The organism is Janthinobacterium sp. CG_23.3 (genome assembly GCF_046115965.1).
In the GTDB taxonomy this organism is placed as follows: domain Bacteria; phylum Pseudomonadota; class Gammaproteobacteria; order Burkholderiales; family Burkholderiaceae_D; genus Janthinobacterium.
The window spans coordinates 1-26,275 of the sequence record NZ_JBJXIB010000084.1 but is presented as its reverse complement, the minus strand read 5'-3'; the positions used below and the strand labels follow the sequence as shown (position 1 = coordinate 26,275).

Annotated in this window: 32 protein-coding genes; 16 read left to right on the top strand and 16 right to left on the bottom strand. The window is 67.0% G+C overall.

The annotated features are described in order from the left end of the window. Positions 1 to 153: 153 nt before the first annotated feature. Together ACFDR9_RS18580 and ACFDR9_RS18575 are read right to left on the bottom strand one after the other, a co-directional pair. Positions 154 to 882 carry a pyridoxine 5'-phosphate synthase gene (locus ACFDR9_RS18580; protein ID WP_017874944.1) on the bottom strand — a complete coding sequence of 243 codons (729 nt, stop codon included), beginning with the start codon at positions 880 to 882 and terminating at the stop codon, positions 154 to 156. Positions 883 to 915: 33 nt separating this feature from the next. Further along, the gene (locus ACFDR9_RS18575; RefSeq protein WP_409031954.1) at positions 916 to 1,782 is read right to left on the bottom strand and encodes a LysR family transcriptional regulator; all 867 of its coding nucleotides are present in this window, start codon (positions 1,780 to 1,782) and stop codon (positions 916 to 918) included. Between the two features lie 100 nt (positions 1,783 to 1,882). Between ACFDR9_RS18575 and ACFDR9_RS18570 the strand changes: the two genes are divergently transcribed. Both ACFDR9_RS18570 and bla read left to right on the top strand, forming a co-directional pair. Further along, positions 1,883 to 2,533, top strand: a complete 651-nt coding sequence (locus ACFDR9_RS18570; protein ID WP_409031953.1) for an FMN-dependent NADH-azoreductase — start codon at positions 1,883 to 1,885, stop codon at positions 2,531 to 2,533. Between the two features lie 315 nt (positions 2,534 to 2,848). After that, positions 2,849 to 3,742 carry a subclass B3 metallo-beta-lactamase gene (gene bla, locus ACFDR9_RS18565; RefSeq protein ID WP_409031952.1) on the top strand — a complete coding sequence of 298 codons (894 nt, stop codon included), beginning with the start codon at positions 2,849 to 2,851 and terminating at the stop codon, positions 3,740 to 3,742. 73 nt (positions 3,743 to 3,815) lie between these two features. Here bla and epsC read toward each other — a convergent pair whose 3' ends face one another. Further along, entirely contained in the window at positions 3,816 to 4,799 is a 984-nt protein-coding gene (gene epsC / locus ACFDR9_RS18560; RefSeq protein ID WP_017874939.1) for a serine O-acetyltransferase EpsC, read from the bottom strand. Positions 4,800 to 5,028: 229 nt separating this feature from the next. Here epsC and ACFDR9_RS18555 point away from each other — a divergent pair, with 229 nt between their 5' ends. Beyond that, a complete protein-coding gene (locus tag ACFDR9_RS18555; RefSeq protein ID WP_409031951.1) occupies positions 5,029 to 6,225 on the top strand; it encodes a multidrug effflux MFS transporter in 1,197 nt (398 codons plus the stop codon). 7 nt (positions 6,226 to 6,232) lie between these two features. On the opposite strand, the gene ACFDR9_RS18550 is transcribed toward ACFDR9_RS18555, so the two are convergent. After that, positions 6,233 to 6,481, bottom strand: coding sequence for a hypothetical protein (locus ACFDR9_RS18550; protein ID WP_409031950.1), 249 nt, complete (start codon positions 6,479 to 6,481; stop codon positions 6,233 to 6,235). A 99-nt stretch (positions 6,482 to 6,580) separates the two neighbouring features. Beyond that, on the bottom strand, positions 6,581 to 7,021 hold the full coding sequence (locus ACFDR9_RS18545) for a carboxymuconolactone decarboxylase family protein (RefSeq protein WP_026132454.1): 441 nt from the start codon (positions 7,019 to 7,021) through the stop codon (positions 6,581 to 6,583). A gap of 166 nt (positions 7,022 to 7,187) precedes the next feature. Between ACFDR9_RS18545 and ACFDR9_RS18540 the strand changes: the two genes are divergently transcribed. The 5 genes from ACFDR9_RS18540 (at position 7,188) to ACFDR9_RS18520 (ending at position 10,775) form a co-directional block, all read left to right on the top strand. Further along, positions 7,188 to 8,621, top strand: coding sequence for a PLP-dependent aminotransferase family protein (locus tag ACFDR9_RS18540; protein ID WP_409031955.1), 1,434 nt, complete (start codon positions 7,188 to 7,190; stop codon positions 8,619 to 8,621). 133 nt (positions 8,622 to 8,754) lie between these two features. After that, the gene (locus tag ACFDR9_RS18535; RefSeq protein WP_409031949.1) at positions 8,755 to 9,207 is read left to right on the top strand and encodes an RrF2 family transcriptional regulator; all 453 of its coding nucleotides are present in this window, start codon (positions 8,755 to 8,757) and stop codon (positions 9,205 to 9,207) included. Positions 9,208 to 9,321: 114 nt separating this feature from the next. Next, positions 9,322 to 9,558, top strand: a complete 237-nt coding sequence (locus tag ACFDR9_RS18530) for a hypothetical protein (RefSeq protein WP_017874933.1) — start codon at positions 9,322 to 9,324, stop codon at positions 9,556 to 9,558. A gap of 132 nt (positions 9,559 to 9,690) precedes the next feature. After that, positions 9,691 to 10,188: a GNAT family N-acetyltransferase gene (locus ACFDR9_RS18525; protein ID WP_409031948.1), complete on the top strand. Its 498-nt coding sequence runs from the start codon at positions 9,691 to 9,693 to the stop codon at positions 10,186 to 10,188. A gap of 92 nt (positions 10,189 to 10,280) precedes the next feature. Next, positions 10,281 to 10,775 carry a GNAT family N-acetyltransferase gene (locus tag ACFDR9_RS18520; protein WP_409031947.1) on the top strand — a complete coding sequence of 165 codons (495 nt, stop codon included), beginning with the start codon at positions 10,281 to 10,283 and terminating at the stop codon, positions 10,773 to 10,775. Positions 10,776 to 10,850: 75 nt separating this feature from the next. Here ACFDR9_RS18520 and ACFDR9_RS18515 read toward each other — a convergent pair whose 3' ends face one another. After that, positions 10,851 to 12,215 carry an NAD-dependent succinate-semialdehyde dehydrogenase gene (locus tag ACFDR9_RS18515; protein WP_409031946.1) on the bottom strand — a complete coding sequence of 455 codons (1,365 nt, stop codon included), beginning with the start codon at positions 12,213 to 12,215 and terminating at the stop codon, positions 10,851 to 10,853. Between the two features lie 231 nt (positions 12,216 to 12,446). Between ACFDR9_RS18515 and mdcA the strand changes: the two genes are divergently transcribed. The 7 genes from mdcA to ACFDR9_RS18480 are packed head-to-tail and all read left to right on the top strand — an operon-like array spanning position 12,447 to position 18,561. Further along, complete coding sequence (mdcA, locus tag ACFDR9_RS18510; RefSeq protein WP_409031945.1) at positions 12,447 to 14,114, top strand: malonate decarboxylase subunit alpha; 1,668 nt, start codon at positions 12,447 to 12,449, stop codon at positions 14,112 to 14,114. Between the two features lie 55 nt (positions 14,115 to 14,169). Further along, the gene (mdcC, locus tag ACFDR9_RS18505) at positions 14,170 to 14,484 is read left to right on the top strand and encodes a malonate decarboxylase acyl carrier protein (RefSeq protein WP_409031944.1); all 315 of its coding nucleotides are present in this window, start codon (positions 14,170 to 14,172) and stop codon (positions 14,482 to 14,484) included. Further along, a complete protein-coding gene (locus tag ACFDR9_RS18500) occupies positions 14,481 to 15,377 on the top strand; it encodes a biotin-independent malonate decarboxylase subunit beta (RefSeq protein ID WP_409031943.1) in 897 nt (298 codons plus the stop codon). The genes mdcC and ACFDR9_RS18500 overlap by 4 nt, the downstream gene beginning before the upstream one ends. Next, on the top strand, positions 15,377 to 16,093 hold the full coding sequence (gene mdcE / locus ACFDR9_RS18495) for a biotin-independent malonate decarboxylase subunit gamma (protein WP_017874926.1): 717 nt from the start codon (positions 15,377 to 15,379) through the stop codon (positions 16,091 to 16,093). The genes ACFDR9_RS18500 and mdcE overlap by 1 nt, the downstream gene beginning before the upstream one ends. Further along, entirely contained in the window at positions 16,068 to 16,736 is a 669-nt protein-coding gene (mdcG, locus tag ACFDR9_RS18490) for a malonate decarboxylase holo-[acyl-carrier-protein] synthase (protein ID WP_409031942.1), read from the top strand. Before mdcE ends, mdcG begins: the two co-directional genes overlap by 26 nt. After that, positions 16,736 to 17,659 (top strand): triphosphoribosyl-dephospho-CoA synthase MdcB, encoded by a 924-nt coding sequence (gene mdcB / locus ACFDR9_RS18485; protein ID WP_409031941.1) that lies wholly within the window; start codon positions 16,736 to 16,738, stop codon positions 17,657 to 17,659. Before mdcG ends, mdcB begins: the two co-directional genes overlap by 1 nt. Beyond that, positions 17,656 to 18,561, top strand: a complete 906-nt coding sequence (locus ACFDR9_RS18480; protein WP_409031940.1) for an ACP S-malonyltransferase — start codon at positions 17,656 to 17,658, stop codon at positions 18,559 to 18,561. Before mdcB ends, ACFDR9_RS18480 begins: the two co-directional genes overlap by 4 nt. Positions 18,562 to 18,638: 77 nt before the next feature. On the opposite strand, the gene ACFDR9_RS18475 is transcribed toward ACFDR9_RS18480, so the two are convergent. The 4 genes from ACFDR9_RS18475 to ACFDR9_RS18460 form a co-directional block, all read right to left on the bottom strand. After that, on the bottom strand, positions 18,639 to 19,346 hold the full coding sequence (locus ACFDR9_RS18475; RefSeq protein WP_409031939.1) for an aspartate/glutamate racemase family protein: 708 nt from the start codon (positions 19,344 to 19,346) through the stop codon (positions 18,639 to 18,641). Between the two features lie 15 nt (positions 19,347 to 19,361). Continuing rightward, entirely contained in the window at positions 19,362 to 19,826 is a 465-nt protein-coding gene (gene trxC / locus ACFDR9_RS18470; RefSeq protein ID WP_017874921.1) for a thioredoxin TrxC, read from the bottom strand. Between the two features lie 10 nt (positions 19,827 to 19,836). Further along, positions 19,837 to 20,334 carry a hypothetical protein gene (locus tag ACFDR9_RS18465; protein ID WP_409031938.1) on the bottom strand — a complete coding sequence of 166 codons (498 nt, stop codon included), beginning with the start codon at positions 20,332 to 20,334 and terminating at the stop codon, positions 19,837 to 19,839. Positions 20,335 to 20,417: 83 nt separating this feature from the next. Further along, positions 20,418 to 21,023 carry a LysE/ArgO family amino acid transporter gene (locus ACFDR9_RS18460; RefSeq protein ID WP_409031937.1) on the bottom strand — a complete coding sequence of 202 codons (606 nt, stop codon included), beginning with the start codon at positions 21,021 to 21,023 and terminating at the stop codon, positions 20,418 to 20,420. Positions 21,024 to 21,112: 89 nt separating this feature from the next. Between ACFDR9_RS18460 and ACFDR9_RS18455 the strand changes: the two genes are divergently transcribed. Next, positions 21,113 to 21,997, top strand: a complete 885-nt coding sequence (locus ACFDR9_RS18455) for a LysR family transcriptional regulator ArgP (protein ID WP_017874918.1) — start codon at positions 21,113 to 21,115, stop codon at positions 21,995 to 21,997. Positions 21,998 to 22,089: 92 nt separating this feature from the next. Here ACFDR9_RS18455 and ACFDR9_RS18450 read toward each other — a convergent pair whose 3' ends face one another. The 6 genes from ACFDR9_RS18450 to ACFDR9_RS18425 all read right to left on the bottom strand — a co-directional run bounded on the left by ACFDR9_RS18450 (position 22,090) and on the right by ACFDR9_RS18425 (position 26,184). Next, positions 22,090 to 22,584 carry a hypothetical protein gene (locus ACFDR9_RS18450; RefSeq protein WP_409031936.1) on the bottom strand — a complete coding sequence of 165 codons (495 nt, stop codon included), beginning with the start codon at positions 22,582 to 22,584 and terminating at the stop codon, positions 22,090 to 22,092. 321 nt (positions 22,585 to 22,905) lie between these two features. After that, positions 22,906 to 23,559, bottom strand: a complete 654-nt coding sequence (locus ACFDR9_RS18445) for a TIGR01841 family phasin (protein WP_017874916.1) — start codon at positions 23,557 to 23,559, stop codon at positions 22,906 to 22,908. Between the two features lie 344 nt (positions 23,560 to 23,903). Beyond that, the gene (locus ACFDR9_RS18440) at positions 23,904 to 24,272 is read right to left on the bottom strand and encodes a VOC family protein (RefSeq protein ID WP_017874915.1); all 369 of its coding nucleotides are present in this window, start codon (positions 24,270 to 24,272) and stop codon (positions 23,904 to 23,906) included. Between the two features lie 133 nt (positions 24,273 to 24,405). Continuing rightward, entirely contained in the window at positions 24,406 to 24,702 is a 297-nt protein-coding gene (locus tag ACFDR9_RS18435; RefSeq protein ID WP_017874914.1) for a cupin domain-containing protein, read from the bottom strand. Between the two features lie 168 nt (positions 24,703 to 24,870). Beyond that, a complete protein-coding gene (locus tag ACFDR9_RS18430) occupies positions 24,871 to 25,458 on the bottom strand; it encodes a C39 family peptidase (protein ID WP_017874913.1) in 588 nt (195 codons plus the stop codon). 51 nt (positions 25,459 to 25,509) lie between these two features. Then, entirely contained in the window at positions 25,510 to 26,184 is a 675-nt protein-coding gene (locus tag ACFDR9_RS18425) for a hypothetical protein (protein WP_409031935.1), read from the bottom strand. Positions 26,185 to 26,275 lie beyond the last annotated feature (91 nt).

Sequence of the window (26,275 nt, the reverse complement as noted above, 5' to 3'; positions counted from 1 at the left end):
TTCTGCTGAGTAGCGCTTCACTGAATGTCTTTGCTCCGCCCCCGGTTAGATTTAAAGTGATTCAAGTGACGCGACATCTATCCTGACACAGGGGGGTAGCGAGGCTGATCGGCCTCGTCAAGTATGGCGGCCGTGACCGTCCGCAATGGGGCGTTAGCGGCCACCTACGATCTCGCTGTAGCGACCAACAACCTTTTCCATGCCCGATTCGATACACTCAGCCACCAGCGCGTGGCCGATTGACACTTCCAACACGCCGCCAATGGCGAGGAAGTGCGGCAGATTCTCCAGGTTCAGGTCGTGGCCGGCGTTCACGCCCAGGCCCAGCGCGGTCGCGCGCACCACCGCTTGGCCGAAGCCGGCGTAGATCGCGTCACCCTCGGCGGTGCCGAAGTGCTCTGCGTACGGCTCGGTGTACAGCTCAACGCGGTCGGCGCCCACCTCGACGGCGGCCTCGAAATGCGCATAATCATAGTCGACGAACAGGCTGGTGCGGATGCCCAACGGCTTCAGCTCGCCGATCACGCGGCTCAGCAACTCGGCATTCTTGACGATATCCCAGCCGTGGTCGGAGGTCAGTTGGCCCGGCGCGTCCGGCACCAGCGTGCACTGCGCGGGGCGCACCGCTTTCACCACGTCGAGGAACTGCTCGGACGGATAGCCTTCGACGTTCAATTCGCAGCCGCGCGCGGCGCACAGGGCGGCCAGTTCTCTGACGTCGGAATAGCGCGCGTGGCGCTGGTCTTCGCGCGGGTGCAGCGTGATGCCGTGCGCGCCCAGGTCGAGGCAGCGCGCGGCGAACGCCGCCACGTCGGGGAAGTTGCGCCCGCGCGAATTGCGCAGCAGGGCGATTTTATTGATATTGACGGATAACAGGGTCATGTTGGGCGATCATCAAATTCGGCGATGTCAGCATTATTGCAAATTTATCGCGCCAAGGGGACGGCAACTGTCAACGATTCGCTCGGCCAGCGCCGCCAGCATCGCCCGGTCGCCGCCCTCGGCGACGAACAGCATGAACTCGACGTCGGGCAGCGGCGGCAAGCCTTGCTCCGCCTTCAGCGCCACCAGGCCGTCGCCCAGGCGGCTGGCGGCCAGCGGCGCCACGGCGAAGCCGGACAGCGCCGCCGCGCGCAGGCTGGCGATACTGTTGCAGACCATGACGGTGCGCTGGGCCATGCCGCAGCGCGCCAGGCTGGCCAGCGCCGCTTCGCGGTACGGGCATGGCTCCGGAAACAGCGCCAGCGGCAGCGGCGACGGCAGCGTCACGCTGGCGTGCGCCGCGCGCGCCCACACCAGCGGCTCGCGCCACAGCAGGCGGCCCCGCTCCGGCCCGCCGCATTGCGAGCCGACGACGATGTCCAGCGCGCCCTGCTTCATTTGCCGCAGCAGGTCGCCGGGTATGCCGACCTGCACTTCGACTTCGATGCCCGGATATTCGTCGGCGAAGGCGTGCAGCGCGCGCAGCACGCCGGTGTCGGCGAAGTCCTCGGAGATGCCGACGCGCGCGCGGCCGTGGTAGTCGGCGCCCGCCATTTGCGCGGCGGCGTCGCGGTTTAGCGCCAGGATGGCGCGGGCATAGCCGATCAGGCGCGCGCCGTCGGCGCTCAGTTCGAGCGAGCGCGTGGTGCGCTTGAGCAGCGGCTTGCCGACCTGTTCTTCAAGCCGGCGCAGGTGGCCGCTGACGGCCGATTGCGTCAGGTGCAGGCGCTCGGCGGCGCGGCTGAAGCCGGCCTCGTCCACCACGGCGACAAAGGTTTTGAGCAGGACGGTATCGAACATATATTTCAAATTGAACTGAATTGGCGATAATAACTCAATTTACATTTTGAAATAGACTATGTTTCAATGGCGTTCTCCAACCACGCCACAAGGAAATAGCATGACCACATTGCTGCACATCGCCTGCTCGCCGCGTAAAGAGCGCTCGGCGTCGCTTGAGGTCGCCCTCGCCTACATTGAAGCCTACCGCGAGGCGCACCCCGACGCGCGGGTGAGCACGCTCGACCTGTGGGACGGCGCGCTGCCCGAGTTCGACGAGCACGCGATGGCGGCAAAGTACGCCGGCTTGAGCGGCACGCCGTTGAGCGCGGAGCAGGAAAGCGCCTGGGCTACGCTGGGCGCGCTGGCCGCGCGCATGCACGAGGCGGACGTGCTGGTGCTGTCGGTGCCGCTGTGGAATTTCAGTATTCCGTACAAGCTCAAGCAGTTCATCGACCTGGTGTCGCAAAAGGACATCCTGTTCTCTTTCGACCCGGATACCGGCTTGAGCGGCCTGCTGCGCGATAAGCGCGCCGTCGTCGTCTACGCCCGCGGAATGGATTTTTCGGCCGGTTCGAGCACGCCGGCGCAGCGCTTCGATTTCCAGAAGCCGTACGTCGAGGCGTGGCTGCGCTTTGTCGGCGTCGACGACGTGCACGCGCTGATTGTCGAGAAAACCATTGTGGAAAGCGATGTCGACGCCGGGGCCAGGGACGCGGCCAAGGCCGAGGCGCGCCAGTTGGCGGCGACGATGGCTGGCAACCTGACATAGGTCACAGAAAATATCTTTTAAAAATAGCTATATTTTGATCGAATATTTCATCCAGAAAAGTCTAAGATGCACACGCGTTTACCGATTATTCAAAGAGGGATGCTATGCAAGCTAACGATTTCATGGGCAAACTGTTCGATTACAAGGCCTGGGCGAACCGGGAGTTGTTTGCTGCTGCCGACGCCAGTCGGGTTACGTCCCTTGGGCTAACCCGACTACAAAATCTGGCCTGTGAGCTTATGCCGTTGCTTCATTGACACTTCCGTGGCAGCATACGGCACTCCCGGCCCGACCGCTAACTTTGAGAAGCACGCCATGTCCCATTCATCACGTTTTCGCCTTGTCCGCGGCGCCTTGTTGGCCGCCGCGCTGCTCGCCAGCGCCCACGGCCGGGCCGACCCTGCCCCGGCCTGCGAGCTGTGTGCGCAATGGAACGCGCCGCAAAAGCCGTTCCAGGTGTTCGGTAACACTTACTATGTCGGCGTCACGGGCCTCGCCTCGGTGCTGATCACGTCGCCGTCCGGCCATGTGCTGGTCGACGGCGGGCTGCCGCAGTCGGCGCCGATGATCGCCGCCAACATCCGCGCGCTCGGTTTCAAGCTCGACGATATTAAGTTGATTTTGAATTCGCACGCGCACTTCGACCACGCCGGCGGTATCGCCGAGTTGCAGCGCCTGAGCGGCGCGCTGGTGGTCGCCAGCCCGTCCGCCGCGCTGGCCCTGGCGGCCGGCCAGGTCGGGCCGGACGATCCGCAATACGGCGCGGCGACGCCGTACGCGCCGGTGCTCGACATGCGCCTGGCGCACGACGGCGAGGCCATCGCGGCCGGCGCCATCGAGGTTACCGCGCATGTCACGCCGGGGCACTCGCCCGGCGGCTTGAGCTGGAGCTGGAAGTCGTGCGAGGGCAAGGTTTGCGCCAACGTGGTATTCGCCGACAGCCTCAACCCTTACTCGCACAAGGGCTTCAAGTTCGGCGCGAGCGAGGACTATCCGAACGCGCTGCAAGATTTCCAGCGCAGCTACGCGACGCTGGCCGCCCTGCCCTGCGACATCATGCTGACCGGGCATACGGACGCCGAGCTGTTCACTAAACAGGCCAAGCCGCGCGAGGCGGGCAAGAATCCGTTTGTCGATCCTGAGGCTTGCCGCAAATATGTCGCGGCCGCGCGCGACGCGTTGACCAAGCGCGTCGCGACGGAACGCTGAATCGCTGCCTCGGCGGCCCCCGCAGCCGACCTACAAACTCTTAACGTAGCGGCATTCGGGTCAAACCCCGGGGTTACGCCGTTGGTTTTAAAGCTGCGGCTTCACGAAACTTCAGCTCGGGACAGTCGTCGTTGCGCATCTGCGCCTGCGACACGTTGCTGCCCGGCGGTACGCTTTGGGTCAGCCAGACGTTGCCGCCGACGGTGGAGCCGGCGCCTATCGTGATGCGGCCCAGGATGGTCGCGCCGGCGTAGATGACGACGTCGTCCTCGACGATCGGATGGCGCGGTATGCCTTTGACGAGCGCGCCGGTGGCGTCGGCCGGGAAGCGCTTGGCGCCCAGCGTCACGGCCTGGTACAGGCGCACGCGCTGGCCCAGGATGGCGGTCTCGCCGATTACCACCCCGGTGCCGTGGTCGATGAAGAAGCTGGCGCCGATATGCGCGCCGGGGTGGATGTCGATGCCGGTCAGCGAGTGGCCGATGTCGGAAATCAGGCGCGCCAGGAACGGCGCGCCCAGCCGGTGCAGGCTGTGCGCCAGGCGGTAGTACAGAATCGCGATGGTGCCCGGATAGCACAGCATGATCTCGGCCACCGAGGTGGCGGCCGGGTCGCCGGCGAAGGCGGCCTGCACGTCCGACACCAGCAACGCGCGGATCGCCGGCAGGCCGGCGGCGAAGTCGCGCGTGATCTCGTCGGCGCGCTCGGCCAGCGCGGCGTCGTTCGGCCCGTCCGGCGCCTCGCTCTGCGACGAGAACAGCAGCCCGCGCCGGACTTGTTCGGTGAGCCGGTTCAGCGTCGTGTTGAGCGTGTCGCCGACGAAGTAGTCGATGCTCTCGTCGGTCAGGTTGGGGCGCCCGTAATGGGTCGGGAACAGCACCGCCGAGAGGCCGTTGACGATGCCGGTCAGAACCTCGCGCGACGGCAGTTCGCGGATCCGGCCGTGGTGGCGGATGTTGTGCGTGGCCTCGCGCGAGATGCGCAAGCCGTCGATGATCGCGCCCAGGTTCCAGCGCGACGGCGTCGGCCTGGAGTGATCAAAGGTATCGAGTTTCATATGTATATCCCTTGCTTGCTGCGGCAAAAGGCGGCGCCACGCGCCACCGGCGATAAGACGGACGGTCCAGCTTAATTACCTCTGCGGCAAAACGGAACGAAGCGTTTCCTTGATCGATATGCGCGATTCGCATATCGACGCGCGCGCGCCGCGGCGGCGCGGCGGACCTGGGCCGACAGGAAATCCCTTGCTCGCGTAAAATACCCGGCTAACGAACCAGCCACCAACAATGAACCTCTTACTGACACTGATCCTGGCCGGGCTGACGATGGTCGGACCGCTCGCCATCGACACCTACCTGCCGTCCTTCCCCGCGATTGCCGCCGAATTTTCCGCCAGCCCGTTGCTGATCCAGCAGACGCTGAGCGTGTTCCTGTTCACGTTCGCCTTCATGATGCTGTTCTACGGCACGCTGTCCGATTCGTTCGGCCGCCGTCCGGTGATACTGATCTCCCTGATACTGTACATCATCGCGTCAATCGGTGCAGCGCTCGCGCCGTCGCTGGGCTGGCTGCTGGCCTGCCGCGTGCTGCAGGGCCTGTCGGCGGGGGCCGGCTCGGTGGTCGGGCGCGCCATCGTGCAGGACCGCTTTTCCGGCGCGGCGGCGCAGAAAATCCTGTCGCACATCATGATGGTGTTCGGCCTGGCGCCGGCGATCGCCCCGGTGCTGGGTGGCTGGCTGCAGGTGTCGCTGGGCTGGCGCTCGATTTTCTGGTTCCTCGGCGGCTTCGGCGCGCTGATGCTGGTGGTGTTCTACCGCGCGCTGCCGGAAAGTTTGGCGCCGCGCGAGCGCCACCCGTTCCACTTCGGCGCCATCGCGGCCAACTACTGGAAAGTGCTGTGCCACCGCCAATTCCTGCTGCTGTCGGTCGCCGTCGGCCTGAGCTTCGGCGGCTTCGCCCTGTACATCGGCTCGGCGGCCTACTTCGTCATCAACATCCTGCACCTGCCGGAAACCGCCTTCGCCTGGCTCTTCATCCCCTTGATCAGCGGCATGGTGGTTGGCTCGGCGCTGTCGGCGAAGTTCGCCCACCGCTACACGCAGCAGCAACTAGTGTGGAGCGGCTACGTCCTGATGCTGGCCGCGGCCCTGGCCAACATCGGCTACAACTATTACTTCGCCGCCGAGGTGCCATGGGCCGTGCTGCCGCTGTTCCTGTACTCGTTCGCGCTGGCCGCCGCGATGCCGCCGATGACGCTGATGGCGCTCGACTATTTCCCCAACAACAGCGGGCTGGCCTCGTCGATGCAATCGTTCATTCAAATGCTGCTGTTCGCGCTGGTCTCCGGCCTGGTGGCGCCGCTGCTCTTCGACAGCGCGCTGAACCTGGCCTACGGCGTCATGGCCGGGCTGGTGCTCAGCCTGGCGAGCTGGCTGGCGGTGCAGGCAGGCTCCCGCACGAACGGCGCGCCCGCCCAGGCTTAGGCAGCGCTCAGGGCCAGGGCGCCGGCGTCACATCGACATACTGCGGGCCGCCGTCCTCCGGCTCAGGCGCCTGCCGGTTCAACTCGCTCGTCATCGTGCCCAGCGCCAGGATTTCCTTGCGCGCCTCGACGAAATCGGCCGACGACAAAGGCCGCTCGGCATCCGGCCAATGCTCGACGGCCCACTGCTGCACCTCCTCGAAGCGACGCCACAGCTCATTGACGAACTGGCGCCGCTGCTCTTCGTTTTGCATCATCGACTCCCGCAGCAATAAAACGCCAGCCTAAGGCCGCGCCCGCGCGCGGTCGGTACGCTGACGCACGCAACAACCTCTGGGGTTGTAGAATCGCTGGCGTTACAGGGTCGGCAGTTTGCGGAAGCCCAGCGCCAGGCGGTTCCAGCTGTTGATGGTGTTGATGGCCATGGTGACGTCGACCATTTCCTTTTCGCTGAATTGCGCGGCCAGCGCGGCGTAGTCGGCGTCCGGCGCCTGGGTGTCCGATAGCCGGGTCAGCGCTTCGGTCCATGCCAGCGCGGCCCGCTCGCGCTCGCTGAAGAACGGCGTTTCGCGCCACGCCACGACGGCGTGCAGGCGCCGCTCGGTTTCGCCGGCCTTGCGCGCGTCCGCCGCGTGCATGTCGACGCAGTAGCCGCAGCCGTTGATTTGCGAGGCGCGCAGTTTGATCAGTTCGAGCAGCGAGTGCTCCAGGCCCAGTTTGCCGACCGCCATTTCAAAGGCAATCATCGCTTTCATCGCTTCGGCGGAGGCGGTGTAGAAGTCTGCTCTTGGTTCCATTGTGCTTTTCCTTGTTGTGAATGAAGGCGTTCATTGTAGGCGGCGCGGACCTTGCGCGAGGAGGCCAATGCGGCCGTTTTCAGCCACGCCAACGCCGCCGCGGGTTGCCAATCCGGCCGAATGCAGGCAGGCTGTGCAAAACAATACAAATAATGGGGTGGCGGGCATGGAGTTGCATATCGTTATAGAGGGCGGCCGCGATCTGGCCGGCCAGTTGTTCCGCCAGTTGGAGCTGGCGATCCGCTCCGGGCGCCTGGCCGACGGCCAGCAGATTCCGCCGTCGCGCCTGCTGGCGCAGCAATTGGGCCTGTCGCGCAAGACCGTCGCGCACGCCTACGCCCGCCTGACGCTGGAGCGCCTGCTGGTGGGCCGGGTCGGCGTTGGCAGTTACGTCTGCGCGCCGCCGGCGCCGCGCGCGCAGGCGCGGCCCGCCGCCGCGTTGGCCGGCGCCGCCGTGCTGCGCAAATGGCAGCGGATGGCGACGCCGCTGCTGCACGCCGCCGAGCAGGGCAGCGCGCGCTACGAGTTTCTCGGCGGGCGCACCACGCCGGGCCATTTTCCACAGGACGAGTGGCGCCGCTGCGTGCTGCACGCGCTGCGCCAGGACGTCCAGACGCGCGGGCGTTACGGCGCCACCGAGGGCGTGCCGGCGCTGCGCCAGGCCATCGCGCGCCACGCCGCCTTCAGCCGCGGCCTGGTGTGCACGGCGGCGCAGGTGCTGGTGACGAACGGCACCCAGCAGGCGCTCGACCTGCTGGCGCGGCTGCTGCTCGAACCGGGCAGCAGCGTCGCCGTCGAGGAGCCCGGCTATCCGATGGCGCGGCTGCTGTTCGCCAGCCACGGCGCGCGCGTGGTCGGCGTGCCGGTCGACGAGGAAGGTCTGCTGGTCGAGCGCATTCCGCGCGGCGTCAGCCTGATCTATGTGACGCCGACCCACCAGTTCCCGCTCGGCATGCAGATGAGCCTGGCGCGCCGCCACGCGCTGCTGGCGCGCGCGAGAGAGATTGGCGCCATCGTCGTCGAGGACGACTACGACAGCGCGTTCCGCTACGAGGGCCGGCCGGCCGATTCCCTGCAAAGCCTGGACCGGCACGGCATCGTCGCCTTTGTCGGCAGTTTTTCCAAGGTCTTGCTGCCCGAACTCAGGCTCGGCTACGCGGTGCTGCCGGAGGCGCTGATGCCGGCGGCGCTGAAGGTCAAGCACGTCGGCGACTGGCACTGCGCCAGCATGGCGCAGCACGCGCTGGCCAAGTTCATCGACGACGGCCACCTGCTCAGGCATATCCGCCGCTGCCACGCGATTTACGCCGCCCGCCGCGAGCGGCTGCGACAGTGGTTCGACGGCGCGCTGGCGCCGTGGTTCACGCTGGTGCCGGCGACGGCCGGCTTCCACGTGGCGGCGCTGTGCCACGCGCCGCTCGACGTCGCGCTGCTGGTGCGCCTCGCGCGCCGCGCCGACGTCGGCCTGTATCCGCTGGCGCAGTTCTACCACGACACGCCGCCGCGGCAGGGGCTGGTAATCGGCTACGGCGCCATCGACCTGCTCGACATTGACGTCGCGCTGGGGCGGGTGCGCGATATCTTGCTGGGGATGGATTGAGGGCGGCGCCGCGATTCGATTCCCTTCGGCAATACATATTGCCAACGCCACTACACGGTGTGCGGCATCAAGTAAAATGTCGGCTTAGCCGCCATTTTGCGGCCGGCACGCCATATACACACGGACTTGATTGATGCGACTGACCACCTACACCGACTACACCCTGCGCACGCTGATGTACCTGGGCGTCAACCGGGACCGGCTCGTGACGATTCAGGACATCGCCGATTTGCACACGATCTCGAAGAACCACTTGATGAAGGTGGTGTACCAGCTGGGCCTGTCGGGCATCGTCGAGACGGTGCGCGGGCGCAACGGCGGGCTGCGCCTCAAGCGCGAGCCGGCCGACATCAACATCGGCGCGGTGGTGCGCGAAACCGAAAGCGACTTCTTCATGGCCGAGTGCTTCGACCGCGCCAACAACACCTGCCCGCTGACGCCGAACTGCAAGCTGAAGTCGGCGCTGGCCCAGGCCACCCAGGCCTACCTGGCGGTGCTCGACAAAGTGACGCTGGAGTCGTTGCTGGCGCCGGACCCGGCGCCCGGCAACGTCATCCACTTCCTGCATCCGTCCGAGCGGGCCTGAACCGCCTTCCTCCGACCACACTCTAGCGGCGCGCGCGGACCGGCCTATTTGTGCGACATGGCGGCGTAAAAATTGTTACATTGCCGGCTTCTCCAGTACAGAAGGGCCAGCATCGTGACCGACACCGCCACCGCGCAACTCTACAAAACCGCCGTCTTCACCGACCAGGCGCGCGCAGATTTCCCCTGCGACAATCTGCCCGATACCCCGGTTCGGGTGCAGTTCCTCAAGCGCATCCGCCGGTCCGGCCAGGACGCCTTCGAGAACGTCTACGCCTGCTGGCGCGACATGCACGAAGCCGAGTTCATCGGCCGCTTCCTGGGCGGCACGCTGACCGATTTCGCCACCTGAGCCGCGCGCGCCGGGCAGGCGAATCTGAAAATGGCTGCCGCAGTTGCGGTAGACCATCACGGTGGCGGTTTTTATAATAGACTTGCAGGCGCAGCCACTGGCGCTGCCCGCTCACGTCATATGAGGAACCGCATGGCCCCTACCCCATCCGTAAAAATTGAACGTATCAACCCCGACAACGCCGCGGCGCGGCGCCTGATCGCGCTGTCCGACGAACTCATGAACAGCCTCTACCCGGCGGAAAGCAACCACCTGGACGGCGTCGCCGCGCTGCAGGCGCCCGGCGTGGCCTTTTTCGGCGGCTACGTCGGCGACGAGCTGGTCGCCTGCGGCGCGGTCAAGGTGCAGCCGGACGACAGCCGTTGCGCCGAACTCAAGCGCGTCTTCGTCGCCGCCGAACACCGCGGCCTCGGTCTGTCGAAAGCCATCATGGCGGCGCTGGAACTGCACATGCAGGCCATCGGCGTGCGCACCGCGCGGCTGGAAACCGGCATCAAAAACCCGGAGGCGCTGGGACTGTACGCCCGCCTCGGCTATGTCGAACGCGGCCCGTTCGGCGGCTACGCGCTCGACCCTTTGAGCGTGTTCATGGAAAAGCACATCGAGCCGCAGGCGTCGATCAAGCAGTAACTCCAGCGCGCCGCCGCGCCCGCGAAAACCCATGCCCGTCGGCGCGCACAACACCGCCCCAAACAAGCTTACCCACCCATCACGAAAGCACCATGAACACGACCAACGCATTTTCCATCCGCCCCGCCGAGCCATCCGACGTCGCCCACATCCACGCCATGATCCTCGAACTGGCCGTGTTTGAAAAGCTCGAACACCAGGTGGTGGCCACCGAAGCGATGCTGCACGAAGGCCTGTTCGGCGCCAAACCCGCGTGCGAAGCCATCATCGGCGTGGCGAACGGCGAGGTCGTCACGTTCGCCCTGTTCTTCCACAACTTCTCGACCTTCCTGACGCGCAAGGGCCTGTACCTGGAAGACCTGTACGTGCGCCAGGCGCACCGCGGCCACGGCTACGGTAGCAAGATGATGGTGGCGCTGGCGCAACTGGCGCTGGAACGCCAGTGCGGCCGCTTCGAGTGGACCGTGCTGGACTGGAACGTCAACGCGATCAAGCTCTACACCGGCATGGGCGCCGAACTGCTGCCGGAGTGGCGCATCTGCCGCGTCACCGGCGACGCGCTGCAACAGATGGCCAAGCCGGGCTGACGCGAATACCGCCAATGTTGGTCGGGTTGGCGCATCGGGCGAGTACCAGGACGGTCTTCATCGCCGGCCCCGACCCTACGACACGCGGATCAGCTTTTTGTTGACGAACTCCTGGATGCCGGCCGACGACAGCTCGCGGCCGTAGCCGGAATTCTTGACGCCGCCGAACGGCAGGTCCGGCGCCGACGACGCGGCGCGGTTGATGAAGACCATGCCGGTATCGATGCGCCGCGCGACCCGCTTGGCGCGCTCGATATCCTGCGAAAACACCGATCCGCCCAGGCCGAACGGCGAATCGTTGGCCAGCGCCACCGCCGCGTTCTCGTCGGCGACGCGGAAGAACAGCGCCACCGGTCCGAACAACTCTTCCTTGTATGCCGGATTGGCCTCGTCGATATCGGTCAGGATGGTCGGCTGCATGAAGGCGCCGGAGTGGTCCAGGCGGGCGCCGCCGAGCACCACGCGGGCGCCCTTGGCCACCGCGCGCTGCACCTGGTCGAGCAGGTTTTCCAACGCGGCCGGCGACGACAACGGCGCCAGCGTGGTTTTCTCGTCCATCGGATCGCCCGGCGTGAATTTCGCCAGCGCGGCCTGGAATTGTTCAAGGAAGCGGTCGGCCAGCGCCTCGACGACGATGAAGCGCTTCGACGCCGTGCAAGTCTGGCCGGAATTGCCCATGCGCCCGGCCACGGCCTGCTTGACCGCCAGCGCCAGGTCGGCGTCTTCGAGCACGATGAAGGCGTCGTTGCCGCCCAATTCCATCGTCGATTTTTTCAGGTTCCGCCCCGCCCGTGCCGCTACGACGGCGCCGGCCGCCTCGCTGCCGGTCAGCGCCACGCCGCGGATGCGCTCGTCGTCGATGACCTGCGCCACCTGGTCCTTCGAAATGAACAGGTTCGTGTAGCCGCCCGGCGGCAGGCCGGCGTCGGCCATCAGGCGCTCGAAGGCCAGCGCGCATTGCGGCACGTTGGAGGCGTGCTTGACCATCACCACGTTGCCGGCCATCAGATTGGGCGCGGCGAAACGGGCGATCTGGTAGTAGGGGAAATTCCACGGTTCGACGCCGAACAACACGCCAACCGGGCTGCTTTCGACCAGCGCCTCGCCTTTTTCGGTCGGCAGCGACTCCGGCGCCAGGAAGCGCTCGGCGTGCTGCGCGTAGTAGTCGAGGATGGCGGCGCTGATGTCGACTTCGCCGCGGCTTTGGGCGATCAACTTACCCATCTCCAGCGTGATCAGGCCGGCCAGTTGCTCGCGCCGTTCGCGCATCAGGGCGGCGGCGCGATGCAGCACGGCGGCGCGCTCGGCGAAGCCGGTGCCGCGCCAGGCCGCGAAGCAGGCGGCGGCGCGCGCCAGATTTTCCTCCAGCTGCGCCGGGGAACATTCAGGGAAGGATTCGAGCGTTTTGCCGTTGAATGGATTGATGCTTTGGTATGCCATATGGTTCCTTTTTTCGATTCGCCGCGGGCGAGTACACGAGGCGCCCCATACTACACCGATGCCAAAAATACCTTTGTTCGCTAACGAAGCGAAGGATTTCCGCCCGATGCCGCTCTATTTGACGCCGTTCAAATTGGCGGGCTCGTGTTCGCCTTCTTTCCGCCGCCGCTTTCGATTATCCTGATGGCCGTGCCGGCCGTTCAGCCGGCAACCATCATGGGAGTGAAGTACATGCATTCGTCGCCTCGGGTTTGGAACACGCTGCAAGCGAACCGCGGCCAGCGCCTGGAGCGCGCCCGCGCCGCGCTCGGCGAGTCGCTGGACGGCAAGGCGCTGCCGGCCGCGCGCGTCAGGGACCTGCTGCACGCGGTGCTCGAATGCGGCGACCGGGTTTGCCTGGAGGGTAACAACCAGAAGCAGGCCGACTTCCTCGGCCAGGCGCTGGCCGGCCTCGACCCGGCGCGCATCAACGGCCTGCACATGCTGCTGTCGGTGCTGGCCCTGCCCGAACACCTCGACGTGTTCGAGCGCGGCGTCGCCGAGCGCCTCGATTTTTCCTTCTCCGGGCCGCAGGCCGGGCGGGTCGCCAAGCTGGTCGCCGCCGGCAAGCTCAATATCGGCGCGATCCACACCTACCTGGAGCTGTTCAGCCGTTACTTCATCGACCTGGCGCCGCGCGTGTGCCTGGTCGCGGCCGAGGCGGCCGACCGCCACGGCAACCTGTACACCGGCCCGAACACCGAGGACACGCCGGCCATCGTCGAGGCCACCGCCTTCAAGAACGGCCTCGTCATCGTCCAGGTGAACCGCATCGTCGAGACGCTGCCGCGGGTCGACATTCCGGGCGACTGGGTCGACTTCGTGGTGCAGTCGCCCAAGCCGTATTACATCGAGCCGCTGTTCACGCGCGACCCGGCGCAGATCTCGGAGATCCAGGTGCTGATGGCGATGCTGGCCATCAAGGGCATCTACGCCGAGTACCAGGTCGAGCGCCTGAACCACGGCATCGGCTTCGACACCGCCGCCATCGAGCTGCAGCTGCCGACCTACGCCACCGACCTCGGGCTGAAGGGCAGGATCGCCCGGCACTGGGCGCTGAACCCGCACCCGGCGCTGATACCGGCGATCGAGTCGGGTTTCGTCGAGTCGGTGTATTCGTTCGGCTCGGAGCTGGGCATGGAGGACTACATACGCGCCCGGCCGGACGTGTTTTCGGTCGGGCCGGACGGCTCGATGCGCAGCAACCGCGCGCTGGCCCAGGCCGCCGGCCACTACGCCTGCGACATGTTCATCGGCTCGACCCTGCAGATCGATTTGCAGGGCAATTCCTCGACCGCGACGGCGGGCCGCATCGCCGGCTTCGGCGGCGCGCCCAACATGGGCGCGGACGCGCGCGGCCGGCGCCACGCCAGCCCGGCCTGGCTGAAGGCCGGCCAACAGGCGCGCGCCGGCGGCAACGCCATGCCGCGCGGGCGGAAGCTGGTGGTACAGATCGTCGAGACCTTCCGCGAGCACATGCAGCCGGCCTTCGTCGAGCGGCTCGACGCCTGGGAGCTGGCCGAGCAGGCCGACATGGCGATCCCGCCGGTGATGATTTACGGCGACGACGTCACCCACATTTTGACCGAGGAAGGCATCGCCAACCTGCTGCTGTGCCGCGGCGAGGAGGAGCGCGAGCAGGCCGTCCGCGGCGTGGCCGGCTACACCCCGGTCGGCATGGCGCGCGACAAGCGCGTGGTGGAGAACCTGCGCGACCGCGGCGTCATCGTCCGGCCCGAGGATATCGGCGTCGACAAGCGCCTGGCCACGCGCGATTTGCTGGCAGCGAAAACCATGAAGGACCTGGTGCGCGCCTCGGGCGGTTTGTACAACCCGCCGAAGCGGTTCAGGAATTGGTAGGCACCACGCCGAAGCCGCCGCCCTCGCGCGGCCAACGCAATTGAGGAGATTTTTGATGGAAAACCTGAGGTACCGTTTTGAACACGGCAGCCGCGCGCTGCCAACGCAGGCGCAGTTGGTCGGCGTGGCCGGCTCCGGCAACCTGGAGGTGCTAATCGAGCCGGCGCCGCTGGACGGCGCCTGCTGCGTCGAGGTCAACACGGCGGCGGTCGGCTTCGGCGTCATCTGGGCGGCGGTGCTGGGCGACTTCCACCAGCGCTGGCAGCTGGCCGACGTGCGCATCGCCATCAACGACGTCGGCGCGACGCCGGCGGTGGTCAGCCTGCGCCTGGACCAGGCCGTCGAAAGCATGCTCGGCGAGGCGCCATGAGCAGCTATCTGGAAGCCAACGCGCGCCAGCGCCTGCGCCGCCTGTTCGACGCCGGCAGCTTCGAGGAACTGCTGCCGCCGGCGCAACGCGTCGTCAGCCCGCACCTGGCGCAGCTGAACCTGCCGGCGGCGTTCGACGACGGCGTCGCGGTCGGCCGCGCGCGGCTGGACGGCGCCGCGGTGTTCGCGGCGGCGCAGGAAGGCGGCTTCATGGGCGGCGCGGTCGGCGAGGTGCACGGCGCCAAGCTGACCGGCATGCTGCGCCTGGCCGTGGCCGAGCGCGCCAGCGCCGTGCTGCTGCTGCTGGAGTCCGGCGGCGTGCGCCTGCACGAGGCCAACGCCGGCCTGGTCGCGCTCTCCGAGGTGATGCGCGCGCTGCTCGACGTGCGCGCCGCCGGCATCCCGGTGATCGCGCTGGTCGGCGGCGCCAACGGCGCCTTCGGCGGCATGGGCATCGTCGCGCGCTGCGCCAACGCGGTGCTCATGTCGGAGGAAGGCCGGCTGGCGATGTCCGGCCCGGAGGTGATCGAAACGGCCGCCGGCGTCGAGGAGTACGACGCGCGCGACCGCGCGCTGGTATGGCGCACCTGCGGCGGCAAGCACCGCTATCTGATGGGCGACTGCCAGGGCATCGTCGCCGACACGCTGGCGGCGTTCCGCCAGGCGGCGATCGCGGCGCTGGCGGCGGCGCGCCATCAAGCGGTGGAGTTGACGCTGGCGGCGCTGGAGGCGGAGCAGCGGATGCTGGCGGCGCGCATCGCGGCGTTCGGCACGCTGCATGAGCCCGCCGATATTTGGGCTACACTGGGCATCGCGGACGCGGCCGGCATCCCCATGCTGGACATCGACAGTTTCGTCGCCGCCGCCGACGCCCACCGTCTGGGAGCGAGATAATGCATTGGCAAACACTGGCGGCGGCCCTGTTCCCGCTCGGCCACTCCATCACCGAACGGGACGACTTCCTGTGCGGCGCCGCGCGGGTCGGCGCCGACACCGTCGAGGTCATCGGCACCACCGGCCACGCGCCGATCGGCGTCGAGATCGCGCTGGCGCAGGCGCGCGCGGTGCTGCGCGTGGTGCGCGAGCAGCCGCGCCGCGCCATCCTGCTGCTGGTCGACACCCAGGGCCAGCGCCTGCGCCACCGCGACGAAATGTTGGGCATCAATAGCTACATGGCGCACCTGGCCAAGTGCGTCGACCTGGCGCGCCGCCAGGGCCACAAGGTCATCGGCCTGGTGTACGACCAGGCGCTGTCGGGCGGTTTTATCAGCAGCGGCATGATGGCCGACGCCTGCTACGCGCTGCCCGGCGCCAGCATCCGCGTGATGGGGCTGGCGGCGATGGCGCGCATCACCAAGGTGCCGGAGCAGCGCCTGCAGGAGCTGGCCAGGGACAACCCGGTGTTCGCGCCGGGGCCGGAAAACTACCTGCGCATGGGCGCGCTGGAGGCGATCTGGGACGGCGACCTGGCGGCGCGGCTGGCGCAGGCGCTGGCGCCGGACTATCCGGGCGACAGCCGCGCCGCGCTCGGGCAGGCGCGCGGCGGACGCAAGCTGGCGCAGCCGGTGATCGAGGCGATCCTCCATGGCGACCATGTTCGCGCGGCATAGCCTGGTCTGGTTGTCGGCGCCGGGCTGGCAAGCGGCGCGCGCGGCCGCCGTCGCGGACGGACACGCCGAGGCGCTGGAGCGCTGGCGCGACGCCGACTGGCCGCTGGTGGCGCGCCGCCACGACCCCGACGCCGACGTCGATCAGGTTTGCCTGGGCCTGCCCTCGCCGCCGGACCCGGCCAGCGGCGCCAGGCGCCGCTTCGCGCTGCGCGTGCCGGCGGACTACGTCGCCAGGAGCGCGCCGCCGCTGCCGCTGAAGGCGGCGCTGGCGTCGCTGCCGCAGCCGTGGGGCGGCGCGCTGGCGCGCCTGCGCGACGCCAGCGTCGGCCTCGAACTGCGCGTCTACGGCTCGGCCGCAATGCAGGCGCTGACCGGGCTGGCCTACCTGCGGCCCGGCTCCGACATCGACCTGCTGCTGTACCCCGCCACCGCGCAGCAGTTGCGCGCCGGCCTGGCGCTGCTGGAACGCTTTGACGCGGCGCCGGCGCTGGACGGCGAAATCGTCTTCCCGAACGGCGCCGCGGTGGCCTGGAGGGAATGGCGCGCGGCCGAAGCCGGCCACGCGCGCGTGCTGGTCAAGGCGGCGGACGCGGTGCGCCTGAGCTCGACCAACGCGCTGCTGGCCACGCTGAGGGCGCCCTGATGCAAGCGCCGACGCGGCGCGCCCGCGGCGCCGGCGCCCGGCCGCCGCCGCCGCTGGCCTTGGCGTTGGCGGCGCGGCAGAACCGCGCCTTCTGCGTCGACACGGCGCGCCTGGCGGTGGGCGCGCTGCACGCCGAACTGGCGCTGCACCCGAAACCGGGGCTGGTGTCGCTGGTCGACAGCGGCAGCCACGACGACATGACGGCGGCGACCTTCATGCGCAGCCTGTTCTCGCTGCGCCACTACTTCGCGCTGATCTGCCAGGCCGGCATCGACGACGCCCCCTTCGCCACGCTGAAGCGGCTCGGCGTCGAGGCCGAGCTGCGCATGATGCGCGCCACCGGCGGCGTCAACACCCACCGCGGCGCCATCTTCAGCCTGGGCCTGCTGTGCGCGGCGATCGGCCAGGCGCGCGCGCACCGGGTCGAGGTGTCGGCCGAGGCGCTGCGCGCCATCCTGCTGCTGCGCTGGGGCCTGGAACTGGCCGCGCACACCCGGCCGGCGCCGGCCGAGGCGCCCACGCACGGCCTGCGGGTGGCGGCGCTGCACGCGGCGGCCGGCGCGCGCGAGGAAGGCGCGCTCGGCTTGCCGTCGGTGTTCGAGGTGGCCCTGCCGGCGCTGCGCCACACGCTGCAGGCCGGGCGCGGCCTGCGCCACGCCCGCGTCGACGCGCTGTTCGCGCTGATGGCGCACATCAGCGACACCAACGTGTTCCACCGCGGCGGCGCCAACGGCGCCCGCACCGTCCGCCTGCAGGCGCGGCGCTTCCTGGCGCTGGGCGGCACCGCCCAGCCGGAATGGCAGGCCCAGGCGATGGCTTGCCACCGCCTGTTCGTGCGCCATAAACTGTCGCCGGGCGGCGCCGCCGATTTGCTGGCGGCGACCTGCCTGGTGCACGCCGCCGTCGCGCGCGAGGGCGCATGAGCCGGCGCCTGTTGATCCTTTGCCCCGGCCAGGGCGGCCAGCACGCCGGCATGTTCGACCTGGCGCGCACGCACGCGGGCGCCGCCGCGCTGCTCGAGCGTATCGCCGCGCCGGCCGAGCCGGCGCAGCTGTTCGCCAACCGCGTCGCCCAGCCGCAGATCGTCGCGGCCGGCCTGGCGCTGTGGCAAGCGATCCGCGGCGTCGCGCCGGCGCCGGCGCCGGCGCTGGTGGCCGGCTACAGCGTCGGCGAGCTGACCGCCTACGGCGTCGCGGGCGCGCTGGCGCCGGACGACGCGGTGGCGCTGGCGCAGGCGCGCGCGGCGCTGATGGACGCCTGCCTGGAGCACCACCCGGGGCAGGCGCTGGCCGCCATTTCCGGCCTGCGCCTGCAGCGCGTGCGCGAACTGCTGGCCGGCGACCTGTACCACGTGGCGATCGAGACGGGTGAAGACAGCTGCGTTGCCGGCGGACCGGCGGCGGCGTTGGCGGCGCTGACGGCGGGCGTCGCCGCGGCCGGCGGCCGGCTCCACCGGCTGCCGGTCGACGTCGCCGCCCACACGCCGTACATGGCGCAAGCCGTGGCGCCGTTCGCCGCCGCGCTGCGCGCCACCGGCTTCGGCGCGCAGCAGGCGCCGGTGCTGTCGGGCATCGCCGCCTGCTGCGTCGTCGGCAAGGCCGGCGCGGTCGAACACCTGTCGCGCCAACTGGCCGAGCACATTGTCTGGACGGAGTGCATGGACGCCTGCGCCGAGGCCGGCATCGGCGTCGCGCTGGAACTGGGACCGGGCGCGGCGCTGTCGCGCATGCTACAGACGCGCCATCCCGGCATCGCCTGCCGCTCGACGGCCGACTTCCGCAGCCTGGCCGGCATCGCCCGGTGGCTGGAGCGGCACTGCGAATAGCCCGGCGAAGGCGCCGCGAGCGCCGTTGAAACCAAAGGCAAAGAGCCGGGGTCGGACCTTCAGGCCGGCCCCCGGGGTTACGCCCTTGGTGTGAATGAATTCAGCGCCAACGCCACCGCCGCTTCGCAATGGATCTCGGTGGTGTTGAAGACGGGGATGTCGACGTCGCGCTGGCCGATCAACAAAGGGATCTCGGTGCACCCGAGGATGACGCCGCCGGCGCCGGCGTTTTCCAGGTCCTTGACGATGCGCACGAAGACCGCGCGACTCTCCGCGCTCATGCGGTTGTGAACCAGCTCGCTATAAATGATTTCATGGATCAACTCCTGGTCCCGCGGCGGCGGCGTCAAGGTCTGCACGCCGCACGCTTCGAGCCGGTCGTGGTAGAAACGCCCGGCCATGGTCTGCTTCACGCCCAGCAGCCCGACCTTCTTCAATTGCGACGCCTGCACCCGCGTCGCGGTCGCCTCGACGATGCTGACGAAGGGCAGGCCGATGCGCGGTATCACATTGTCGGCGAAGCGGTGTACGCCGTTGGCGCAGAACAGGAAGAAATCGGCTCCGGCGGCCTTCAGGCGCACGCCCTCCTCCACGAGAAAGTCGTGAATCGACGCCGGATCGGCCTGCGCCGCGCGCGCCGTGAAGTCGAACTGGTCAAGGCTGAACAGGATGATCCTGGCGCTGTGCGCAACGCCCAGGCGCGCGCCGATGCGCTCGTTAATGAGCCGATAGTATTCGGCCGTGGAGGCCCAGCCAATGCCGCCGATTAATCCGATGGTCTGCATCGCCGCGCGCACCGTTCAGCCCAGCCGGGCGCTGTTGCGCGCCCACGCCATGATATTGTTGGCGTCCATCGCGCCCGGCTGGCGCGCCACTTCGCGCCCGTTGCGAAACAGCGCCAGCGTCGGAATGCTGCGGATCGCGAATCGCGCGCCAAGGTCCTGCGCCTCTTCGGTGTTGACCTTGACGACGCGGAACTGCGGCTCCAGGCCCTGCGCGGCTTGGGCGTAGAACGGCGCCATCGAGCGGCACGGGCCGCACCACGGCGCCCAGAAATCAACCAGCACAGGAATGTCGTTACGCTCGATGTGTTTCAGGAAGCGCGCGCTGGGCAAATCGACCGGCTGGCCGCTGAACAGGTCTTTCTGGCACTTGCCGCAGGTCGGCTGCTGGTTCAATTTGGCGGCCGGCAGCCGGTTCACCGCGTCGCAATGCGGGCAGACGATGTGCAGCGACTCGGGCGAAGTGGAGGTGGGTGGATTCATGGCGCAGTCCTTAATCGAACGATGGGATATCCAGCACGACGCTGTACGTCAGGCGCTTGCCCTGCCACAGGCCGCCGCCGCGCACCATCGCGTCGCACGAGGTAGGCGCGTCGGCGATGCCGCCGCGGCCCAGTTTGCGGCGCAGGTTCAGCGCGTCTTCCTGCGCCAGGTGGCCGACCACCGTGCCGCCGAGGAAGACCGTGACGGCCTTGTCGTCGTAGGGGTTAAGGTCGTCCGGCACCAGCACGGCCTGGTATGGCACGTTGGCCTTGTCGGCGCCATGCTCGCCGGCCAGTGCGCGAATGACGCCCTGGAAGGCCGACTCGACTACGACCTCGGTGTTGTAGCGGCCGCCGTCCCGCCAATGGCAGGCGGGCGCCGCGGCCGGCAAGACCAGAGAATATGCTACGCCGGATGGCGTGGCGAAGGCGCCCGGCTTCGACGCCGGCCGGCTCTTGAACACGAAATAGATCGTCAAAAATGCCGGAATGAGAAGCAATAACTGCATGGCTAGCCTCGGATGAAAAGAAGCCCGCATGTTACAGGAAAGTGCGCGAAGCGCCATCGGCGGGTACGCCCGAGTGCCGCCTGCTATAAAAGCAAAGACACGGCGATCGCGCACATGACGACAGCGATCACGCCGTCCAAGACGCGCCAGGCCAGCGGCTTGGCGAACAGCGGCGCCAGGAAGCGCGCGCCATAGCCGAGGCTGGCGAACCAGAGCGCCGACGCCAGCATGGCCCCGGCGCCGAAGTAATAGCGCCCGGCGCCGGCCTGCTGGCCGCCGATGGCGCCGAGCAGCACGACGGTGTCGAGATAGACGTGCGGGTTCAACAGCGTCAAGGCGAACGTGGTGCCGATCACGGCCATATAACTGGCCGGCGCCCTCTCCGAGCCGAGGACCAGCGCCGCCGGGCGCCAGGCGGCGCGGGCCGCGCGCAAGGCGTAGCCCAGCAGGAACAGCGCGCCGGCCAGCTTGATCCACAACAGCAGGGAAGGGGCGCCCGTGATCAGGCTGCCCATGCCGGCGACGCCCGCGGCGATCAACACGACGTCGCAGGCGATGCAAATGCAGGTGCAGGTAAAGACGTAATGGCGCTGCAAACCTTGCTTGAGCAAGAAGGCGTTTTGCGTGCCGATGGCGATGATCAGGCTGGCACCCAAGCCCATTCCCTTGAAAAATACCGCTGCGTCCATGTCGCCCCCTTGGTTTGAATGGAGGCCAGCATAAGGCGGCGGACAATATAAGTATAATGAATATTATTTACCATACATAAGAGTTACTTATGAGAGCAGTCGACTACCGGGCGCTGGCTGCGCTCGACGCCGTGATTGGCCACGGCAGTTTCGAGAAGGCCGCGGCGGCGCTGGCGATCAGCCAGCCCGCCGTGTCGCAACGGCTACGCACGCTGGAAAACAGCGCCGGGACGCTGCTGGTCGTGCGCAGCCAGCCGCCGCAGGCGACCGCCGCCGGGCAGCGCCTGATTGCCCACTTCCGCCAAGTCAAGCTGCTGGAGGCGGCGCTCGACGACGAACCCGGCCAAGGCGCGCAACTGCCGGCGCTGGCCATCGCGGTCAACGCCGACAGCGCCGCGACCTGGGTATTGGAGGCGTTGCAACCGTTGCTGACGCCGCCGTCCTGCCTGCTCAACATCCACCTCGACGACCAAGACCACACCCTGAGCCAGTTGCGCGAGGGCCGCGTGTTCGCCTGCGTGACGAGCGAGACGGCCCAGGTGGCCGGCACGATTTCGACGCCGCTAGGGGTGATGCGCTACATCTGCGTGGCGGCGCCGGCATTCGCCGCGCGCTGGTTTGGCGGCGGCTTTACCGCCGACGCGGTGGCGCGCGCGCCGGCGCTGGTGTTCAACCAGCGCGACGCGCTGCTGGAGCGTTACGTGCAGCACCGGCTGGGCGCGGCGCTGCGCTATCCTCACCATTCGCTGGCCTCGTCCGAGGCGTTCGTGCGCTTCATCGAAGCGGGCGTGGCCTACGGCATGGTGCCGGTGCTGCAAGTTCGCGCAGAGTTGGCCGCCGGCACGCTGGTGGACGTGACGCCGGGCGATGGCCTCGACGTGGCGCTGGTCTGGCACGCCTGGGACATTCAGACGCCGCTGACGCGCCGGTTGTCGGAGCGGATCATCGAAACGGCGCGGACATGGCTGTTATAGGTCGGTTTGGCGGAACGCGTCATCCGACGCCGAGCCGGCGCCGACGCCAGTCGGGTTACGCGCTGTGCGCCAACCCGACCTAGCAAACCTGGCTACGGCGTCACCGAGCCCTGCAGGTTAACCGTCGGCGGCCGTTCGAGCAGGCGGCGCGGCCACACCATCGCCACCGAGCTGTGCCCGCGGCGGCCGACCCTGACAAGCCGGTTCACCGGATGCCCGTCGACCTCGGCGCGCACCCGGTAGCCGCCCGCCTTCGGGAAATTCACCAGCATGATGGGCGCGTCGCAGCTGGTGCGCAGCAGCTCGTTGCCACGCGTGTCGGCAATGCTGACGTCGACGGCGGCCAGGTAGGCGCCGGTGTTCTCGGCAAAGGTCAGCATGAGATGGTAGTTGCCGGCGTCGCGCTTCATTTGCGCGGCCTCGGTGGAGCCGATGCCGCCGCAGAGGTAGGTAATGCCGTTTTCGGTTTTTGGCGCCAGTTGGACCGCCGCGTCAACGGCCGGGGTGCTGTCGTAGGCGGTGCCGGAACTGGTGTTGCGCGCCGGTTCCTGGGCCAGCGCCGCGGCGCAGGCCAAAGCGCACGCCATTAAATATCCATATTTCGCTTTCATGGTTCAAATCTCCCTCAAATGCGGCGTGATTGGTAAGGCACCCAGCGCATTGATGACGCTGGACCGCACACTTGCCGTCTTGCGGGGCGGCGCCGTATCGCGTGCGACACCCGCGACGACGACAAGCAAGTAGATTGGATGCCGCCGGCCGGCGCCAGTTCCGCACCGGCCGGGAGCCAATGGATGCGATGGCGATTCAACGCAAAACGCCCGGCCGAAATGGGCCGGGCGCGATACTGCCACGTCATTACTTACTGCCGGCGCTTCGGCCATGGCTGGCCGTTGGCGCCTGCGTTATTACTCCTTGCGAGCGCCGGCGCCGCCCGGCTGTTTGCCCGCCTGGCTTGCGCTGTGCTGAGCTGCTTGCTGGGCGCTGCTGGAACTGCCCTGCATGGAACCCTGGCCTTCACGGCCTTCCATACCGGCACTCTGCAGGCTTTCGCTGCCGCGCATTTCGGCGCCGCGCGACTGGCGTTGCTGCATGCCGTCGGCGAACTGCTCAAACGGATCGGCGAATTTCTTCATCGCGTCCTGTTGGTTGCGCATGCTTTTTTCTGTCTCTTCCGATGCGACGCGGGCGACTTCGTCGGCCAGTGCTTTGGCCGTGCGGCTGGTTTCCGATACATGCTCTTCGGCCACTTTGGCCAGGTCCACCTGGGTATCGGCGGCCAGGCGGGAAATATGCTGCTGGTAAGCGCGGATTTTGCCGGCTGCCGGTTGGGCATGCGCGGCGGCGGCGTTGAACGCTTCCGTTGGCTGGTCGGCGGTGATCATTTCATGGCTGGCGTTGGTCGATTCTTCCAGCATGGTCTGCGCCAGCTGCATGTTCAGATCGGTGAACTGCTGGGCCGAGCGGAACAACGATTTGGACATGGCATTAAAAAAAGACAGCTGCGCTTCCAGGTGGGTTTTGGCGGCTGGACCGGCGGAGGTACGATTAAATGGATACATAAATGCCTCATAAAAAAAATCAGTAAATGGAGGGTTTTTAGCAGTACTGCGAGACAAGCAAGACGATCGGAAATTGTCGAAGGTCGCGTTGCCGAGCTTGCGCGCCGTGAAAACAGCGTCGTCTTTGGTCCGTTGAACGACGCGTCTGCGGCACGAGACACAAGACTACGTTAGCGAGAACGGCCGGATATGATCTGAATCAAACGTGCGTCAGGCGGACATCGAACGCTGCCGAGGAGGTTTTCCGAGAGGAAAAGTAAGCGATTGCCCGCCGGGCGGCGCGCCGCTCGGCGGGCGGCGGCGGCAAAGCGGACAACAAACATAGCGCCGCCGAAGCGCTGAAATCAGGCTTCGGGCGCGTGGCAGACGGCTTCGATATTCAGCCCGTCCGGGCCGGTGACGAAGGCGCCGTAGTAATGCGGATGGTAAATCTCGCGGATGCCGGGCGCGCCATTGTCTTGCGCGCCGGCGGCCAGCGCGGCCTGGTAAAAGTCCCTGACCTGCTGGCGGTTTTCGGCCACGAAAGCGATGTGCATGCGCGCCGGCGCCGTCCCCTGGGAAAACCAGAACTCCGGCTTGCCGCCGCTGCCGTAGCCGGCGTTGCCATGGATTTCCATGATCAGCCCGATGCCCAACGGCGCCAGCGCCGCGGCGAAGAAGGTCTTGCCTGCTTCGTAGTCGCTCAAACCAATGCCGATATGATCAATAATCATGCAATTCTCCTCAAAGAAAAGTAAAGCCGCGATAAAAGCGCCCAGCGCGCCAACAGGATACCGACGCCGGCGCCGGCGCGAAAAATACTATAAAAACAATTCAACTGAAATGGCGGGCAACGCCGCCTGGCCCTCAAATGTCAACAATCATCAGCGTGCCGGCGCTGCCCGGTGCGACCGCGTGCGCGACGCCGGCCGGCACCACGAACAGCTCGCCGGCGCGCACCACGACCAGCTTGTCGTCGATGGTCAGGTTAAGCTGGCCGTCGATCACCAGCAATCCCTCGGGATAATCATGCGCCTCGTCGGGATAGGCCGTGCCATCCATGCGCAGCACTTTCAAATTGGCGCCGCCGACGCGCGACAGCACCGTCGATTTCCACGCTTGCGGCAAGCCGGCGGCTGTTATGTTCAGGTGCGTATGGCTCATATATATGTCGCGTAGCAGGATAAGGGTGAGGTGGCTGATGCGAAAAAGCCGCCCCCAGACTCAGGGCCTGACCGCGGTTTTTTAGCCGTTGGCTTTTTGCGTCGTGTGGCAACACAGCGACGCGAAGCTTGGCAAGAATATCACATTTTGTCTACGCGCGCGGCCGCCCTAGCCGTTGATATTCATGCGCTGGGTATGCGTCCATTGGTGGTCGGAAGCCGACACCGCCGAATTGTAGGTGCGATAAGTCTGCCCCTCTCCAGGCCACGGATTCATGATATAGATATAGTTGGTGCCGTTCGCCGTTTCATAGCCGCGGCCCACCATAATATGCCCGCCGCCGCCGCTCCAGCCATAACGGATCACGAACGGCCGATTGGCGTTGATGTCGGAGACCACGCTGTTCCATGACGAGGCAACGCTATACGCGGTGTTCGGCACGCTCCAGGCGTTCAAGATGTTTTGCACGCTGCCGTTGCTGCCGTACATACTATTCGGCTGGTTGGCGTTACTACTCCAATTGAAATTGGTATTGCCGCACGCGTAATTCAAACCATATGCCCAATTGACGATCTGGCACTGGCTCGGCGTCTTGTTGTAGAAATTTAAGACCGCTTTGCTGGAACCCGCCCAGCACCATTGACTATGCTCCTGGGTGACCAATGGAACGTTCAGCGTGCGCATTTGGGCGTGGGCCAGCTGGAATACCAACAGCAAGCCGGCGCCAACGATGATGCGGCTCGGAAGTTTTGTCATCTTATTGTCCTCGAATGAAGTTCGACAGAATGGCTGGATATGGCGACGCTATCAGCGGAAGGCTTCCATATTGGATTTGACCGCGGCGCGCAAGGGTTCCAGGTACTCGGCCGGATCGGCCAACCCATCGCCGGCGGGCTTGCCGTTTTTCTGCGCGCGCTGCTGCAACAGCAGGGACTCGCGCGCCGACTGCAGTGGCGCGAAGCGGGCTTTGCCGTCGTTGCCGGAGACTACTTCGAGGAAATCCGACTGGGCCTGGAAAACGCGGATGAAGCGCAGGTTGGAACGCTCGGCGTTGCCGTGGAAGGCCATCAGCGCCTCGACGTCCTTGGACAGCACGGCGGCGCCGTAGGCCACGGTTTCCCACGCGGCGCCGCTGCGCTCAACGGTGGCCAGGCCAATCGGCTTATCGTGCACGGTGATGATGAAACGCCAGACCCCGGTCGGCTTGGCCATGCTGCTCAAGCCGCCGCGTCCGGCGACAATGTCCTTCGGATCAATGGTGTAGACCTGGAAGCCGTAGCCGATCTTGGCGTCCTTCAAATCCTGGATGTCGTTAATGTCGAGCGGGAACTCGGCCGGCTGGCCGGCTTGGCGGGTTTGCAAATTGTGCTGGACGAACTGGGCCAGATCCCGGCGGGCGGCGGCGCCGGCGGCCTGGGCCTGGCCCGCGTCCGCCATCTGCACCGGCGCGCCCGCCAGGACGCGGGCGGGCGGTTGGGCCAATCCACCCAAGTTAAGAATTTTTCTTTAAAAGTAGAGCGAAATACAATAAAAAGCTTGACATGCCAGTGAGGTAGGGCGCGGCCAGTGAGAT